The following is a 15,980-nucleotide window of genomic DNA, read 5'->3' as shown; positions in this document are numbered from 1 at the left end:
CCCCAGCACCCCAGCACCCCGCTCGATGCTGGCGCCATCAGTAACTGACAGCCGCATTGACGTCTGTTTGAGAGGACCGCCAACTTGTCACCGGCGCCAAAGACGCCCCAAAGCCGTCCGTGTCGGCACCGCCACCGGCCTACGCTTCATCGACGACGGCGCCACCACCGAGAGCCCCTCCGCGCAGCGACAGCCCTACCAGCCCAAGCGCTACGGCGAGCGCTGGGCACCGGTGCTCATCAGCTACGTGACCACCGCCGAGGTGCCCGACATCGCCGCCGCCGTCATCGCCCAAGCCGGCCTTACCGGCGTCAGCGCCACCCAGCGCAGCACCCGTTAGGACTTCACGGACCGGCTGCTGGGCCGCCCCGGCCAGCAGGTCGACGTCTACGTCTCCGGTAGACCGAGGACCCGGGCCAGCTGATGTACCCGCAGACCACGCAGGTCTTGGACTACGCGCCCGGTGACCTCACCGGTCTGGCCACCCTCGGCACCGGCACCTGCGTCCCCGAGGTGTGAGCGTGCACACCTCAAGCACCCTCACGGGCTCCGATGCCGCGCGAGGCCGGGCAGCACCCGCGACCAGCGCACCTTAGCGAGGCCCAACGCGCCAAGTGAGCCAGGAGGACCAAGTAAGCCAAGCCTCCTCACGCGGTCGCCAGCGCCCGGCCTGAGCCCACGTGCGAGCTCCCCGCCCCTCCTATGGCTTGACTCTGCCTTCTTGACCCTCGGCTGCGGCGCACCCGGCGGCTACCCTGGCACCCATGAGCGTCAGTGCCCCGCGTTTGGGTGTCCCCACCGACACCTGGACCTCCGCGAGCGCCGGCTTCAACGAACGCATCGAAGTCGTCGACGGGGAGCTGACCATCCGCCGCATCGGGGGCAACCCCCACCACTACATCGCCCAGCGCCTGGCCCAGGAGTTCGAGGCCCAGTGGGAGCGCTACGCCACCGCCCCCGGCAACTGGGCCATCACCCTCGCCCCGGACGGCTCGGTGCTGCAAGGACGCATCCCCGACGTCCTCGTCAACGGCGAGTCCTTGATCACCGATGAGGTCTACCGCGGCACTCCCGACGCCGCGGTCGAGGTGTGGTCACCGGGCAACACCCTGGGCGAGATGAACGACAAGCGCGCCCAGTACCGCACAGCAGGCCTGCCCGTGCTGCTCGAGGCTTACCTCACCGACGGCGCCACCGTGCACCTGGAATGGCTCACCAACGCCGGCACCCACTGGGCCAGCGCCGCCGTCGCCGCCGGCGACAGCCAGCTGACCGTGCCCGCCAACGACCTGCACCCCGCCTTCAGCGTCGTGCCCAATGCCCTGCTGCGCCGACCCGGCACCTGAACACTTCCCAGGTCTGATCATGACTGCGATCTCTACCGCGATCGAAGCCGTGATCAGCGGCGCCAGACACTCCGTCGGCGCGTTTTATCGGCAGTTACAGCTTTCGCACTGATCGCCAGTGCCCCTCGTCGCCGACGCCCCTCATCGGCGCTGCTCTTCTCCGCCGGTGTGGTGCGCCGACTGCGCCTAGAGCAAGAGTCACGTCAACTCATAGGACGGCAGGACAGCAATGCCGAACGCGTGGATCCTGCAGGCCAACCCGGGTAAGTGGGACATCTTCCGCTGGCACGAGGATGGTGCAGCGCAGCAACCCCTGCAGTGGACGGTCGCCGTGCACCTCAAAGACGTCGCCATCGGCGATGATGTCGTCTTGTGGGTCAGCGGCCGCGAAGCAGGCGTCTACGCCATGGGCAAGGTCACTCACCCCGCCAGCGCTCTGATGATGAACACCAGTGCATACTGGCTGCAACCACCGCTGGCGCCGACGCACAACATCGGCATCAAGATCACTGAGACCTTCTTCGCCGCCCCCATCTACCGCTCTCGCCTGCAGCAGGATCCCCTCTTCGCCAGCGCGCTCATCCTGCGCATGCCCGGTGCCGCCAACCCCATGCGCCTGACCGGCAGCCATTGGGCCGCACTGCAAACCCACCTGCCCACTCCTGACCCCCATCCGGCCGCGGGGCCCAACGCAGCAGTGCTGACCTCACGCCTGCTCGGCGCCGCCCCTGCGCCCTCAGAAGTGCTCCTACCCGGCGGAACACCGACCAAGACCTACGACGAGCAGCAGCTGTTGCTGGAGTACCAGCACTTTGTGGGTCATGACCTCGCCGTCATCAGCGCGGTACTGCCTGACGGCTCGAAGATCGTTTGCGACGCCTACGACCACAGCACCAGCACGCTCATCGAGGCGAAAGCCTCCACCGCACGTGGGGACATCCGCATGGCCATCGGCCAGCTACTGGACTACCGACGTCACATCGCCCAGCCCACCCACTGCGCCCTGCTGGTACCCGAGCGCCCGAGTGATGACCTGCTCGACCTCATCGCCACCGTCGGCCTGCAGACGATCTACCGCCAAGGCGACAGCTTCCACACCATGCCATGACCGATCTCGCTGCCTGAAGGAGCACAGTCACGGGAGCGGCGTGCGCCAGCACAAAGCCGATGCCTGCTTCACCAACGCTCACCTCACGTCGGGAGCAGGTGAACATGTGAGACCTCATCAAGTCCGTGATGGCACCAGCAGCAGTGCAGATGCGCGAAGACCTCCCCCTCGCGGTAAGGAATCACTACAGTCTGTGACACTGCTGGGAGCTGGCCCAGCCGGATGAAGCGGAGAAGCGCGTGCGGCATGGACTGGCCTCGCTCACCAGGCGGCTGACCTCGGCACTGCCGATCTGGTCGAAGCTTGGACACCAGGCTCGGCCTGCGACCATCCCGGCAGCGAGGACGAGGCCGGCCAGGAGGCTGGCAACGAGGTCGACAACGAGGTCGACAGCAGAGTTGACAGCAGAGTTGACAGCAGAGTTGACGACCAGGTCGCCATCAGGGCTGAGGGTGTCTGCAGCTGCGCCAGCGATGGCCAGCCAGCTGACAAAGCCCACGACGCGCCTTGCTGCCGGACTGGTGAGCACTCTCCTGCTGACGAGCGCAGCGGCGCTGGCCATCCCGGCAGCTTCTTCAGCGCAAGAGTGCCTCCAAGGGCCCATCGCCACCCGCTATGAGCAGCTGGGCGGCGCCAGCGGCAAGCTGGGCCGGGTCACCGGCTGCGAGCAGAGCACCTCAGCGGGGGTGAAGTTCAGCTCCTTCGAAGCCGGCTCGATCTACTGGAGCAGCACCAGCGGTGCATGGGACGTCTCCGGCTCCTTCCACCAACTGTGGTCAAGCAGCGGTTGGGAGAACGGCTTCTTGGGCATGCCCACCTCCGGTGAGGTGCCCATCCGCGCCGGTGGAGTGTTCCAGAACTACCAGGGCGGCACCCTGTACTGGAGCCCGGCCACCGGCGCGCACTCGGTCTCCGGCGCCTTCCGCGACCTGTACGCCCATCAGGGCTATGAAGGCAGCTTCCTGGCCTACCCCATGACCCAGGAGGTGCGCGTTCGCGGTGGTGTGTTCCAGGTCTATCAGGGCGGAGTCATGTACTGGTCCCCCACCAGCGGGGCCCACACCGTCTCCGGAGCCTTCCGCGATCTCTATCGCGACCACGGCTACGAGAACGGCCCGCTGGGCTTTCCCACCTCTCAAGAGGTGCCACTGCGAAACAACGGCGTCTTTCAGAATTACCAGGGCGGCACCATGTACTGGTCGCCCGCCTCTGGAGCGGCTGCGGTGCGCGGAGCGATCTTGGGCAAGTACGCCCAGTTGGGCTACGAAGGTGGCTACCTGGGATATCCCACCAGCAGCGAGTTCGATATCCCCGGCGGCAAGCGCACTAACTTCCAGCACGGCTACATCGAGTGGAGCCCCGCCCGTGGCGCCGTCGCCAACCAACCCATCGCCCCCTGCCGGGTGCCGCCCGACGGGCGTCACAGTCCCGAGTACGCCGCCGAGTGCCTCATGCAGGGCTGGGAGCAGCACAACGACGACCTCATGGGCGCCTACGCCAACATGGGCGTGCACGGGCAACTGCTGCAAATGACCCCCGACCACGTCTATCGCACCTTCGAGGGCTGCGCGCCTGCTCAGATCGTCACCTCCGAGACCTTGCGCCTGGAGTGCACGTTCTACCTGGACAATCCCGAGTGGTACCACGGGCTGGCTATCGTCTTCGGCATGGAGAACTACGGAGGCACCTGGGGCACCTTCGCCGGCGACATCGACACCATCGGTTAACGGTGAGAAAAACGTTCGACTCTGGTGCAGGGGCAGCCAGTGCAGAAACTACCGCTAACCGATCATGGCTTGCGCCTTTTGGGTAAGCCTCTGTACCTCAGTGAGGCTTTGTCAGTAGCGGTTCTGCAGTCGGCTCAGGACGAGGGCTGTAGCGACGATCGCGGAGATGCGCTACGGGCACAGGCTGACGTGGTGCAGGGCTCTCCAGCGGGTTTTGAGGTGGGCGATGCCGTGTTCGACGAAGGTGCGTTCGGCGTTGACGTAAGAGTTCCACCCCCTCGTGCTGTGGTCGAGAACCTGCCCGCCTTTGGGACGGCGGACCGGCACCCGGATGCCGGCTCCGGCACCGGTGTAGGCCTTGTCGGCCAGCGTGGGGACACCGTCGCGGGCAGCGGCGTACAACGCCGGCAGGGCGTGCAGGCGCGCTGCGGTCAGGTCGTGGGTGCAGCCGGGCTCGACCGGTGAGACCCACAACGGTCGCCCATCGGGATCGGTGACGACCTGGACCAGACCGCCGTGGTGGCGGTGCTTTCCGGAATACCAGCGGTCTCGGCGACCGGTCCGGTCGTGGATGCGGTCGGTGGTGATGAGCGTGCCATCGAGCAGCAGGTGCTCGGTGCCTGCGCTGATCGCGTCGGCGACGACGTCGGACAGGTCGGGTGCCTGCGCGGCCAGGACGTCGAGAGCTTCGTGCAGGTACCGGTAACAACTGATTTCACTATGATATGCAGGACGACTGGGGCCGTCGCAGCCTGATGACATGGCCGATGAGGTGGTGCTGGAGAAGGTCGCGAAGCTGGTGCCGGACGCGCTGTGGGAGCAGGTACAACCCCTGCTACCGCAGCGCCCACCGCGTCGCTTCCGCCACCCAGGACGGCTACCACGCGACGACCGCGCCGCGTTGGCCGGCATCGTCCACGTCCTGACCACCGGCTGCACCTGGGGCCAGGTCCCGACCGCGCAGCTCGGCTGCTCTGGTGTCACCTGCTGGCGCCGGCTGCGGGACTGGACGCAGGCCGGGGTGTGGTCGCAGCTGCATAAGGTCCTGCTCGATGAGTTGCGCGCGGCGGGGAAGCTCCGAGTGGAGACAGCGGTGGTGGACGGCTCGCACGTGCGGGCTCTCAAAGGGGGGCTCACACCGGCCCTTCGTCAGTAGACCGGGCCCGCAACGGGTCCAAGCACCACCTCTTGACCGATAGCAGTGGCGTCCCGCTTGTCGTGATGCTGAGCGGCGGCAACCGGCACGATGTGACCCAGTTGCTGCCGCTGGTCGACGCTTTCCCGATCGTGCGTGGCATCCGCGGCCGGCCCCGCCTGCGTCCACGCTACCTATACGCCGATCGCAGCTACGACTACGACGTCTACCGTCGCGCCTTGCGCGAGCGCGGCATCGTCCCGCGCCTCGCCCGGCGCGGCGTCGCCCACGGCTCAGGACTGGGCCGCACCCGCTGAGTTGTCGAGCGTAGCTTCGCCTGGCTACACCAGTTCAAGCGGCTGCGGATCCGCTACGAAGTCCGGGCTGATTTGCACCTGGGCCTGCTGCAGCTGGCCTGCGCGTTGATCTGCTATCGCAAGCTTCCAGGGTCATAGTGAAACGAGTTGTTAGGAGCGATCGATCGCTACTGACAAAACCCCGGTGCCATCTCGTGGGGCGATCGGTGTGACAGGCAATCACTTTCCGACAGTCAGCATGCCCGTCAGGCGGCGTCACATGCACGTGTCACTTCGCCCGTGATGGTGTACGGGTCGCATGAGCACCGCTGGCCCGCCACTCCAACGCTTCAGGAAGCTCATGGAACTCCAGCAGGTGCTGACCGGCGATCTGAGCGAGTTGGTCGCGCACCTGCACAGGAGTGACGTAGAAGAACTCGCGATGCTTGTTGACCCGGTTGACGCGCTGGTCGGCGAAAGCGGCGTGCAACTTGCTCTCCAGCGCGACGGCGTCGTCGCTGCGGATGAGAGCGTGCACATCGAAGCGGAACGGCACGGATGCATCGCCGAGCTCCCTCACACGATCCATCGGCTCCAGCCGGCGGGTCATTCCGATCTTGACCATCCGCTCGCCGAAGGCGCCGATGTTGGAGATGACGTATACGTGACCTGCGCGCAGGTTCGCCTCCCGGGCGTTGACCCCGCTGATGGCCTGCTGCACGTTCTCGATCTTCGCTTCGATCTCGGCGATCACCACCGGCGAGGCATCGCCGGCCCTTGCCCGCTCCAGAGCTCCCTCGTAGTGACCCTGCTCCTTGAGCAAGCGGGCCTTCTCTCGTTCGAACTCCGCGGCCGCCTTGGCCTCTTCGCGAGCCTGCTCGCGGGCCTCACGAGCCCGTTCACGTTCCTCCTCGACCTTGGCCAGGTAGTCGGCGGTCAGGCGGATCTCCTCCAACCGCAGACGCAGGTAGTGCTCGCTGACCCGGATGGACATCATCGTGCCCAGGCGGGCGATCGTCTGAGCGGCCTTCTCCAGCCGCTGGACGGCAGTGTGCACGGTGTGCGGGCGCACCACCCGCACGCAGTTGTCGGCTTCGGCGTTGAAGGCGCGCAGCATCAGCTTGGAGGTCTCCTTGACCATCTTCGCCCCATCGCGGCTGGATCCGTTGACCTGCCAGTTGGTGGTGGCCAGCACCGCCTGGTCGGCGCGGACGGCGACCTTGATACGGTCCTTGAGGCTGGCCAAGCGTGCCTTGTAGGCCACGGCGTCCTGCAGGGGATGGGCATAGCGGTAGACCCCGACCTCCTGCAGCACCGCCTCCTCGTCGGTGACGATGAGCGTGGCCCGCACCTGGGCCAGGTCGAACTCGGCGGCAGTGAGATCCCGATTGATCACTTCCAGCTCCTGGCGGGCAGCGTGGATGCGGCGCTGCAGGGCGGCCTCCTGCGCCGCCGCTTCTAAACGCCGGGCAGTCATCTCCTGAACCAGGGCGGCGGCATCACCCGCTCCCAGGCGCTGCAGGTCAGCGCGCAAGGTCGCGTTCTCCTGCGCGAGGGCCTCAAGGGCGGCCTGCTGCTGGCGCACCTGTGCCGCGAGGTCGCCGGCGTCGGCTCTCCCGCGGCGCCCCAGCCAACGTGAACGCACGGCTTGCAACGCTCCCGGCGGCGCCGGCGGCGGCACCGCAGGAGTCGTCGGGGCCGGTGGCTGGGAAGGCACTGGTCGGCTCATGGACCCGCCAGACGGTGCAGCGGGCGGCACCGGCTGGCCGGTCACCGGCGATGCCGTCGGCGTCGATGTCGGTGTCGCGGTGGGGTGTGTGGAGGGCTGACGTATCGGGCCACCACTGCCCTGACCACCGTGAGCATGAGAGCTCTCATCGCTGGAGCTGCCACTAGTGCCGCCGTCACCCGAACCGTCGTCGTCGACGCTGATGCCGAAGTGACGCGCCAGCGCGGCCAGGCCATCGTCCCAGCCCTGTCCGATGCAGCGGACCTTCCAGCCATCACCTCGGCGGTAGACCTCGGCCGCGATCAGAGCCGGCTCGGGACCGGCCCCGCTCATGTCCAGCTGCAGCAGCGTCTGCTGATCGGCATCGCGCAGCGACACCTGCACATCAGGAACGGGACCGATGACCCCACCGGCGGCGCTGAGGATGATGTGCAGGGCAGCGATGTCAGCCGGAACCGCCGCCAACCGCAGTCGCACCTCATCGTGAGCGCGTGAGCCGGCCTGGCCTTGACCCAGGTGCCGGACTGTCCCCTCCAGCCCCTTGGGCTGGTTGAAGAAGATGAAGTCCTCATCCGAGCGGACCTTGCCGGCTGCGGTGGCGGCGACCACGGCGACATCCAGCGCGTCGGCGCCGGCCGATAGTGGCCAGGCAGCTTGGACATCGAGGTATCCGGCGCGGCACACGTGTGCGGGCAACTCCTGGTTGCCGCCGCGGGTGAGGGACGTCACGGTCACTGCACGATCCTGTCAGCTCACCGTCCGCTTTGGGGCGCGGTCACGAAATCGAGGTGACGCTCGCCAGACAGGCAGCCCAGGCGGCCGCGCCTGCGCTCGCCGGCAGCGGACCGACAGTTCACAAGCGCGCCGATCCGCGAGCGCTGGACGGGCATCCAGTGGGCAGCTACCTCACGTCTTGACCTCTCAGAACGTCCAACCTTCAAGCACGCGGCCAGAAGGCGTCGGCGCTGGCTTCGCGCGAAGGAGAGCAGGGCACGCGGTCAGCGCCGGCTGAGGCGTACCCCAGACTCCTTGATCGCGCCGGGCTTCTTGATCACGATGAGGCAGCCGATGTTCAGGAGCTTGTCGTGGAAGCCGACTGATCGAGAGTGCCATCGGCCCGCCACGACCTCCAGCTCCTCGCGGCCTTCCAGGACGGCGAGCGGTGCCTGGTGTGGGCACGGCACAAGGCCGACGGGACGCTGTACCGCCTCGCCGACGGTGACGCGAAGAGGGTGAGGTCGTGGGCCAAGGAGCACCTGGAGTGCTTCATGCCCGAGTGCAGCGACCCCCGTCTGACCACCGTGGCCCGCCACCCAAGGCGCCGCGACGGCTTCTCCCACCACGCCGGCTCCGGCGGCCACAGCGCCGAGGGCGAAGCGCACCAGCAGGCCAAGGCCGCCCTGCGGGCTTGGGTGCACGACACGCTCGGCGACCAGGGCGTCACCGCCGTGGCGGAGCAGGCCAGCGCGGATCGCACGCGGGTTGCGGATGTGATGGTCACCTGGCCTAACGGGCGGCAGGTGGCCTTGGAGGTGCAGTACGCCGCCCTCAGCGTGGAGCAGTGGCGAACCCGGCACGCCTCCTACCAAGAGCAGGGCATCACCGCGGTGTGGCTGCTCGGCCACCAGGGCAAGCACTTGCGCCGAGCCCGCGCTTACTCGTGGGAGCCAGCCGGTGCCGCCGACGGTCTCATCGCACTGAGCGACCTGCACGCCGCGATGGCTCAGGCCGGCCTCCCGGTGCTGTGGATCAACCCGGTCTGGGGTGAAGGCGCCGGCATCGGCACCGCCTCCACCACCACCTCACCCCACCGCGTCCGCGACGGCTCCTACGGCGACGAGCACGGCGACAGCTTCACCACCGACACCGCTTTCGAGGTGCCACCCGCCCCTCGCCAGGAGCGGGCCGCCTTCCACGCCGACCCACTGACCACGTGCACCCTCACCCCCGACGGCCTGAGCACCCCCACGCTGCAGCGCCTGCACCACAGCGAGCGGCTGCTGACCTCACTCAACGCCGCACGCCAGGCCATCGACCAGGCCCGGGCCGCCGCCGAAGCCGAAGCCCGCCGCGCTCATGAAGCACGCGCGCAGGTACGGGCCGACGAGCGCGCCCGATGGGTGCAGCAACAACGCGAGCGCCAACAGCAGGCCTGGGACGCCTCCGCCCTCAAGCAGCGCGTCCTGGCCCGCTACGGCGGCACCATCCCATCGCTGCTGAGCGTGCGCCTGGGCAGCGAAGGCGGCATCTACGCCCCACCAGAGCACTGGCGCGCCGCCATCTACGCCGCCTTCATCTGGCGCAAGGCCGGGCGCTGGTTCACCATCGCCGATGCCTACAGCTGCATCGCCGCCGAAGGCATCGCGCTCGAGCGCAGCTCTCCAAGACCCCGCTCGCGTGCCGTGACCAGCTGGCTGGAGCACCTGCACTTGCACCGCTACGTGCAGCTGCACCGCGACCTCGCGGACTCCCGGCGCATCCTGCGGGTGACCGTCCTCAAAGATCTAGACAGCCCGCCGCCGTCGAAGGCACCTACCCCACCTACGGGTGCCACCACACGAGCCGCAGCACAGCCCACGGCGCGAGGTGCGGCACGCTGCGACCCCGTCCCGCATCCCACTCAACGCCCCGAGCAGCTCACTGAGCAGCCACCGCAGCGCACGCAGCCTGCCGCACCCCCACTCGCCGTACCTCCACCACTCCCAACCCGCGCACCACTTCAGAAGGTGGCAGGACCTGAGGCCGAGCCCGCCCTGCTGACCCGTGCCCAGCCGTCCACCGCTGACGAGGCTGCCGGCACAGGCACAGGCACGGCTACGACACACGACACCCGCCCGCCCCGCCTGCGGTGCCGGCGCTGCGAGCGCCCACTCGACCCACTGCTCGCCGAGTACGGCCTGCACATCCTGTGCTGACCCCCACCAGTACTGACCCCCACCAGTACCCCCGACGGAGCCCGACACGCTCGTCCCCGCGGGTGAGGGTCCTGCGGGGGAGGATCCTGCGGGCAGGGGGTCCCGCGTCAGGGGCGCTCAAGTCGCCCGCGCCCTTACCGGCCGGTCACCGCGGGCACCGGCACATACCTTGCCCGGACCTACGCGTGCTCGCGTTAAGAGCTCTAGTAGCGTGCGCAACGAAGCTCGCAGCAGCTTCAGCTACACGCGTTGGGAGACGTAACAGTGGGCACATGGGCTGGACGCAGCGCGGCGGCGGCACTGACAGCACTGAGCGTGGGCATGCTGGCAGCGACACCAGCCTGGGCCGACCACATCGGGGATCGGGACTGCTCGGACTTCACCTACCAAGAAGATGCGCAAGCGTGGATGAACGCCCATCCTGGCGACCCCGACGGCCTCGACGGCAACCCCAAGGACGGAATCGCCTGCGAGGGCCTGCCGCACCGACCGCAGACCCCCGCTCCCACGCCGCAGTGCCTGTGGGGCGCGGTCGCGCAACGCTATGACAGCACCGGAGGTGCCAACGGGTCCCTGGGCGAGGTCACGCAGTGCCAGCAGCCCACACCGCTGCGGGCGGGCGAGTACGCGCACTTCCGCGGCGGGTCGATCTACTACTCCACCAGCACCGGAGCGCAGTTCACCCGAGGCGCCATCAGAGACAAGTGGGCTGCCACCGGCTGGGAGAACGGCCGCCTGGGCTTCCCCACGACCAGCGATGCCCCCACCCCGAACGGACGCGGCTGGTACACCCACTTCCAAGGCGCATCGGTGTACTGGTCGCCGCAGACCGGAGCGCACTTCACCGCCGGCGCCATCAAAGATCAGTGGGCCCTGCACGGCTGGGAGAACGGCGGGCTCGGCTTTCCCGCCACCGACGACACCTCCACCCCCAACGGACGCGGCTACTACACCCACTTCCAAGGCGGCTCCATCTACTGGAGCCCAGCCACCGGCGCCCACGACGTGCGCGGCGCCATCCGCGACAAGTGGGCCTCCACCGGTTGGGAGAACGGGCACCTGGGCTTCTCCCGCACCGGCGACACCCGCACTCCCAACGGCAGCGGCTACTACAACCACTTCCAAGGCGGCTCCATCTACTGGAGCCCCGCCACCGGCGCCAACATCGTCCTCGGCGCCATCGGGCAGGCCTGGGCCTCCCAAGGCTGGGAGAGCGGAGCGCTCGGCTACCCCGTCGAAGATGAGCACGGCTGGGATGAGGATTACATCGTGCAGCAGTTCCAGGGCGGCTTCATCGGCTACACCCCCGGCGTGGGGGCACAGATCTACTACGGGGAGCGGCTACCCGAGGAATGCTGCTGAAAGCCCCCCAGCGGACACCACGGAAGGCCCCGACCGCCATCGATCGGGGCCCTCCGCGCGGTCACCCCGCGCTGCGAGTACGCAAGCAGGTCGGCGCCTGCACCCAGCCGGGATCCAGCCAACTCGCGCCCAGCTCATGCGCGATGCCCGGTAGCCCCCCATCGCCGGGCCTGCTCGATCGTGGCGTCCACGAAGGGTGGCTTGGCGTCCACGTAGCGGTCGCGCTGCTGGGCGTAGCGGGTGGCCAGGTCCTGCTTGAAGGCCGCGTACCGGGCAGCCTCCCCCGGGTGGGCACGCAGGTAGTCGCGAAAAAGCAGGTAGCGCGCCACCAGCGGTGACGAGGCAGCCACCACGTGCAGGTGGTGGGTGCGCTTGCCGGCGCGCAGCCGGTGCAGGAACAGGTGCTGCGGGTCGTCGGCGAAGGAGTCCGCCACCCACTGGTACCCCAGGGCCTGGAACGCCGCGATCACCGCGGGCACCCTGGCGGACACCGCCGCCGGCACGCCCGTGTCGATGGAGTCTGCGTCGATGCCGTCGTGGTCGATGTCGGCGTCGGTGACAACGGCCAGCACGTCGATGGTGGGCTTGGCCGCCAGTCCCGGCACGGCGGTGGAGCCGATGTGCTCCACCGCCACCAGAGCCGGCCAGGCGACCAGCAGGTTGGCCCGCTCCGCCTCGAAGGCGGCTGGCCAGGCGGGGTCGTAGGCGATGACGTCGACGGTGGCATCGGGTCGTTCAGGCAGCATGCGGGTCGTCTCCGGTCTTCTCGCGGCGACCCTGCAACGTATCGCGGACGCCATCGGCTTCCCAGCTTCGGACGCGTCGACGAACGCGCGGTCACCCCGCCGCCAGGGTGATGCGGCGGCCCGCAACTACTCGACCCACGGGTGCGTCGCGTCGGTCAGCTGCAGAGCCTCGATCAGCCAGGTGCGCTGCGAGCGCTCGAGCACCCTGGCGACCTGAGCGAAGTCAGCCTCGTCCTTCACGCGCGGACCGCCGCTCTTGTGGAGCAGCTGCACCTCCGGTGCCAGCACAGCCCGCTGCGCTGTGGAGGCAGGACCGCTGAGCGTGCGCCAGGCTCGGCGGATCCGCCCATCCCGCCGGTACACCTACTCCTGCTCACCGCCCTGCTCACCGCCCTGCTCACCGCCCTGCTCACCGCCCTGCTCACCACCCTGCTCACCACCCTGCTCACCACCCTGCTCACCACCCTGCTCACCGCCGGCGCTGGCATCGACGAGGTCGTCGACCATCAGCTGCAGGCACCAGTCCGCGGTGCAGGTGGGCCGGCACCAGAGGTCGTGCACCCCGGACGGCAGCTCCTCACCCGCCGGCCAAGGTTGCAGCGTGCCCGGCGGGTCGGCGACGTGCACGTCCCACCCGGCCAGCTGCTCGCGCAGCCGGGGTAGGTGCGGGCGCAGCACCAGGACGTCGGTGTCATCGTGCGCTCTGGTGCGCCGACCCATGTGCAGATCAATCGCCCAGCCACCAGCGATCCACCAGGACACGTCAGCCCGACGCAGCAGGCAGGCCACCTCGTCGGGCTCCATCGCAAACCAGGACCCCGGCTTGTTCGTCACCCGTAGCAGCCTGGCTCATGAAAATGGCGGTGGGTCGACTCCACGGCCATCCCGCAGATGGTGCGCGGCTACGACTGCACGACACGTCGATCAGCGGGCGGCGCACAGGTGCGCCCCCCGCGGCTGCGACGCGATGCGACACGACTTGGGCAACCGTCACAGTCGGCGCCACCCGTGCGCGACGTGCCGCGTCACGCTGTCGAAGCTGTACCAACTGCCCTGCCCCGGCTGGTCGAAGCGCCGCTCGATCGCCACCCCCCGCAGCGCGCACTGCAGCAACGTGCCCACACCACCATGCGTGGCGATCACCACACCGCCCTCCTCGGGGGCAGTGGTAACCAGCCGCGCCCGCTCCAAGACCCGCTCCACCGCTGCCACGATCCGCCGCTGCGCATCAGCGGCCGTCTCCCACCCCTGCACGCTGCGCTCAGGCTCGGCGAAGAAGGCATCAGCCAGCTCCTCGAACCGCTCCGGCGGCACGAACCCCGTCGCGCTGCGGTCGTTCTCCCCCAAATCTTCCTCGACGTGCACGATGCACCCGCTGACCTCGGCCACCGCCTGCGCCGTCTGCACCGCCTTGCGCTCCGCGCTGCAAGCCACGAATGAGGCCGAACGCGCCCACGGCATCGCCAGCAGCCGCCGCAGCCGCTCATGCCCGGCCGGCGACAAGCCCCACTGCGGCACCGGGACGCCCGGGTCGATGAGCACCTCAGGATGGGAGACCACGTAGACGATCACCCCCGCAGCCTGCCAGGACCATGCACGGCCATCCCGCTGACCAACGCTCAAGCGCCGGCCGGTTCAAGCAGCACCAATTCAGGCGGTCATGACCTCGCGGTAGTGCTCCACGGTGGGGAACGGATCGTAAAAGGAGTGCAGCAGCGCCTTCCACTCCCGGTACTGCGCCGACCCGCGGAAGCCCTCGGTGTGGTCCTCGAGGGTGTCCCACTGCACCAGCAGCAGGTAGGTGTCGGGGCGCTCCACGCAACGGGACAACGTCAGGCGTTGGAAGCCGGGCATCGTGCAGATGATCGTCTTCGCCTTCGAAAAGGCGGCCTCGAAGGCGTCGCTGTGACCGGGGCGCACATCGAGGACGGCTTGCTCGAGGATCATGCTGTTCATCCTTGCCGATGCGCTGTGGCGTCAGCGGGGTGGGTACGCCGACCGCGCGCTCATCCCGCGGTGAGCACGTGGGTGCGGGCGCCCCCTAACTTCACCGACTCGTCGATCTGCACGAGGCCCCGTACCTGTCGGCAGCACCGCACCTCGTGCCTGCCGGCGGGTGCGGTGCAGAGCCCGGCGGGATGCGAACCCTGGTGGGATGCGAACCCGGCCGGATGCAAACCTGGTGGGATGCGAACCCTGGTGGGATGACGCGGTGACCTCGCAGACCCTTGACGTACGCATCTGCTTCGTCGGCGACTCCTTCGTCGCCGGCGCCGGCGACCCGCACCACCTGGGCTGGGCCGGGCGCCTGGCCGCACACAGCCACACCAGCGGGCAGGCACTGACCAGCTACAACCTCGGCGTGCGCCGCGAGAGCAGCGACCACGTCCTGGCCCGCTGGCGCACCGAGTGCACCCCGCGCCTGCCCGCGGGCTGCCGGGCAGGGGTGGTGCTCTCCTTCGGCGTCAACGACACCACCATCGAAGCCGGAGCGCTGCGCACCGCCCCCGACGTCTCGGCCGCCAACCTGCACACGCTGCTCGATCAGGCCCACGACGCCGGCTGGCCGGTGCTCGTCGCGGGACCGCCGGCGGTCGACGACGAGGCCCACAACGAGCGCACCGCCGTCGTGGACGCCGCGTTCGCCGACGTGTGCGCCCGCCACCGGGTGCCCTACGTCAGCGTCCTGCCCGCCTTGCGCACCCACCCGCTGTGGCGCCGGCAGGTGCGCGAAGGCGACGGCGCGCACCCGGGCGCCGAGGGGTACCAGGTGCTGAGCGCCCTGCTGCTGCCCACCTGGCAGACCTGGCTCACCAGCCTCCGGTCCGCCTCGCCGCACCCGTGAACGACGCACGACGCACGGCCACCCTGCTGCTCACGTGTGATCCAGCCGGCCGAACTTCGCGGTCTTGCCGAGATGTGGATGATCGCGACGGTCCTGTCACCATCCTCCAGTGGACATGCGCGAAGCCGCCCGGGCCTACTGCTCCCTCATCGACGAGGAGGTCGATCAGGGCACGCAGGAGGAAGACGCCGCCTTCGCCCACCGACTGCTGACCGCCCTCACCGACGCCGTCGCCGCAGCCTTGCGCCTACCCGAGGTCGACCCCAGCGACGCGGAATCCCCCGTGGCCATCTCCCACGAGCAATGGCACGCCTGCTACCGGCGCATCGGGCAGCGGATCGGCCCTGGGGCTGGCTACTACTGGGAGGCGTCCTACCCCTTCGCCGTGGACGAAGCCCACGCCGGCGTCGGGCTGGGCGACCTCGTCGACGACCTGGCCGACGTCTGGCGCGACCTCGAGAACGGGCTGCTGGCCCTCGACGCAGGGATGAGCCTGAACGACGTGCAGTGGCAGTGGCGCCAGGACTACTGGATGCACTGGGGCCACCACGCCGCCGGAGCCACCCGCGCCCTCCTGCTGCACGTGACCGACCGCGGACACCCCTCACCGCCAGGGACCTAAACGACACCTCGACGCGCGGTCATCCCGCGCTGCGCGCAGCGCACGGTCATCCCGCGCCGCGCGCAGCGCACGGTCATCCCGCATCACGTGCGCTCACCACGCCAACGTCCACCCGCAGTGCGCGCACCCAGCCCACCCAGCACCTGTAC

Annotated in this window: 14 protein-coding genes and 2 pseudogenes; 9 read left to right on the top strand and 7 right to left on the bottom strand. The window is 68.9% G+C overall.

What is annotated here, in order from left to right:
* The 4 genes and pseudogenes from GTQ99_RS09285 to GTQ99_RS09270 all read left to right on the top strand — a co-directional run.
* Positions 1-340, top strand: a pseudogene (locus tag GTQ99_RS09285) (hypothetical protein); the annotation flags it as partial.
* A 424-nt stretch (positions 341-764) separates the two neighbouring features.
* Entirely contained in the window at positions 765-1,346 is a 582-nt protein-coding gene (locus tag GTQ99_RS09280; protein ID WP_166615458.1) for a Uma2 family endonuclease, read from the top strand.
* A 229-nt stretch (positions 1,347-1,575) separates the two neighbouring features.
* Positions 1,576-2,454 (top strand): EVE domain-containing protein, encoded by an 879-nt coding sequence (locus GTQ99_RS09275; protein ID WP_166615457.1) that lies wholly within the window; start codon positions 1,576-1,578, stop codon positions 2,452-2,454.
* Between the two features lie 473 nt (positions 2,455-2,927).
* Positions 2,928-4,181, top strand: a complete 1,254-nt coding sequence (locus GTQ99_RS09270; protein WP_166615456.1) for an LGFP repeat-containing protein — start codon at positions 2,928-2,930, stop codon at positions 4,179-4,181.
* A 171-nt stretch (positions 4,182-4,352) separates the two neighbouring features.
* On the opposite strand, the gene GTQ99_RS09265 is transcribed toward GTQ99_RS09270, so the two are convergent.
* Positions 4,353-4,943 (bottom strand): transposase family protein, encoded by a 591-nt coding sequence (locus GTQ99_RS09265; RefSeq protein WP_166615455.1) that lies wholly within the window; start codon positions 4,941-4,943, stop codon positions 4,353-4,355.
* Between GTQ99_RS09265 and GTQ99_RS09260 the strand changes: the two are divergent.
* Positions 4,942-5,771, top strand: a pseudogene (locus GTQ99_RS09260) (IS5 family transposase). The gene GTQ99_RS09265 and the pseudogene GTQ99_RS09260 overlap by 2 nt on opposite strands.
* Positions 5,772-5,901: 130 nt before the next feature.
* Here the strand turns inward: GTQ99_RS09260 and GTQ99_RS09255 are convergent.
* Positions 5,902-8,076 (bottom strand): SNIPE associated domain-containing protein, encoded by a 2,175-nt coding sequence (locus GTQ99_RS09255; RefSeq protein WP_166615454.1) that lies wholly within the window; start codon positions 8,074-8,076, stop codon positions 5,902-5,904.
* A 371-nt stretch (positions 8,077-8,447) separates the two neighbouring features.
* On the opposite strand from GTQ99_RS09255, the gene GTQ99_RS09250 reads away from it, so the two are divergent.
* Positions 8,448-10,256: a competence protein CoiA family protein gene (locus GTQ99_RS09250; protein WP_166615453.1), complete on the top strand. Its 1,809-nt coding sequence runs from the start codon at positions 8,448-8,450 to the stop codon at positions 10,254-10,256.
* Positions 10,257-10,664: 408 nt separating this feature from the next.
* Positions 10,665-11,618 (top strand): hypothetical protein, encoded by a 954-nt coding sequence (locus GTQ99_RS09245; RefSeq protein WP_166615452.1) that lies wholly within the window; start codon positions 10,665-10,667, stop codon positions 11,616-11,618.
* A gap of 134 nt (positions 11,619-11,752) precedes the next feature.
* Here the strand turns inward: GTQ99_RS09245 and GTQ99_RS09240 are convergent, their stop codons facing one another.
* From GTQ99_RS09240 to GTQ99_RS09220, 5 genes are all read right to left on the bottom strand, one after another.
* On the bottom strand, positions 11,753-12,364 hold the full coding sequence (locus GTQ99_RS09240) for a GrpB family protein (RefSeq protein ID WP_166615451.1): 612 nt from the start codon (positions 12,362-12,364) through the stop codon (positions 11,753-11,755).
* 126 nt (positions 12,365-12,490) lie between these two features.
* A complete protein-coding gene (locus GTQ99_RS09235) occupies positions 12,491-12,652 on the bottom strand; it encodes a hypothetical protein (RefSeq protein WP_166615450.1) in 162 nt (53 codons plus the stop codon).
* Positions 12,653-12,727: 75 nt separating this feature from the next.
* Complete coding sequence (locus tag GTQ99_RS24335) at positions 12,728-13,168, bottom strand: nucleotidyltransferase domain-containing protein (RefSeq protein ID WP_276612100.1); 441 nt, start codon at positions 13,166-13,168, stop codon at positions 12,728-12,730.
* A 186-nt stretch (positions 13,169-13,354) separates the two neighbouring features.
* The gene (locus GTQ99_RS09225; protein ID WP_166615449.1) at positions 13,355-13,936 is read right to left on the bottom strand and encodes a histidine phosphatase family protein; all 582 of its coding nucleotides are present in this window, start codon (positions 13,934-13,936) and stop codon (positions 13,355-13,357) included.
* 78 nt (positions 13,937-14,014) lie between these two features.
* Positions 14,015-14,311, bottom strand: coding sequence for an antibiotic biosynthesis monooxygenase family protein (locus tag GTQ99_RS09220; RefSeq protein ID WP_166615448.1), 297 nt, complete (start codon positions 14,309-14,311; stop codon positions 14,015-14,017).
* A 265-nt stretch (positions 14,312-14,576) separates the two neighbouring features.
* On the opposite strand from GTQ99_RS09220, the gene GTQ99_RS09215 reads away from it, so the two are divergent.
* Both GTQ99_RS09215 and GTQ99_RS09210 read left to right on the top strand, forming a co-directional pair.
* Complete coding sequence (locus GTQ99_RS09215; protein ID WP_205707111.1) at positions 14,577-15,209, top strand: GDSL-type esterase/lipase family protein; 633 nt, start codon at positions 14,577-14,579, stop codon at positions 15,207-15,209.
* A 115-nt stretch (positions 15,210-15,324) separates the two neighbouring features.
* Positions 15,325-15,831, top strand: a complete 507-nt coding sequence (locus GTQ99_RS09210) for a DUF5063 domain-containing protein (RefSeq protein WP_240897079.1) — start codon at positions 15,325-15,327, stop codon at positions 15,829-15,831.
* Positions 15,832-15,980: the final 149 nt, after the last annotated feature.

Source organism: Kineococcus vitellinus (assembly GCF_009906315.1).
GTDB classification, from domain to species: Bacteria; Actinomycetota; Actinomycetes; order Actinomycetales; family Kineococcaceae; genus Kineococcus; species Kineococcus vitellinus.
The sequence above is the reverse complement of the archived record's forward strand: the minus strand, read 5'-3'. Positions and strand labels throughout refer to the sequence as shown.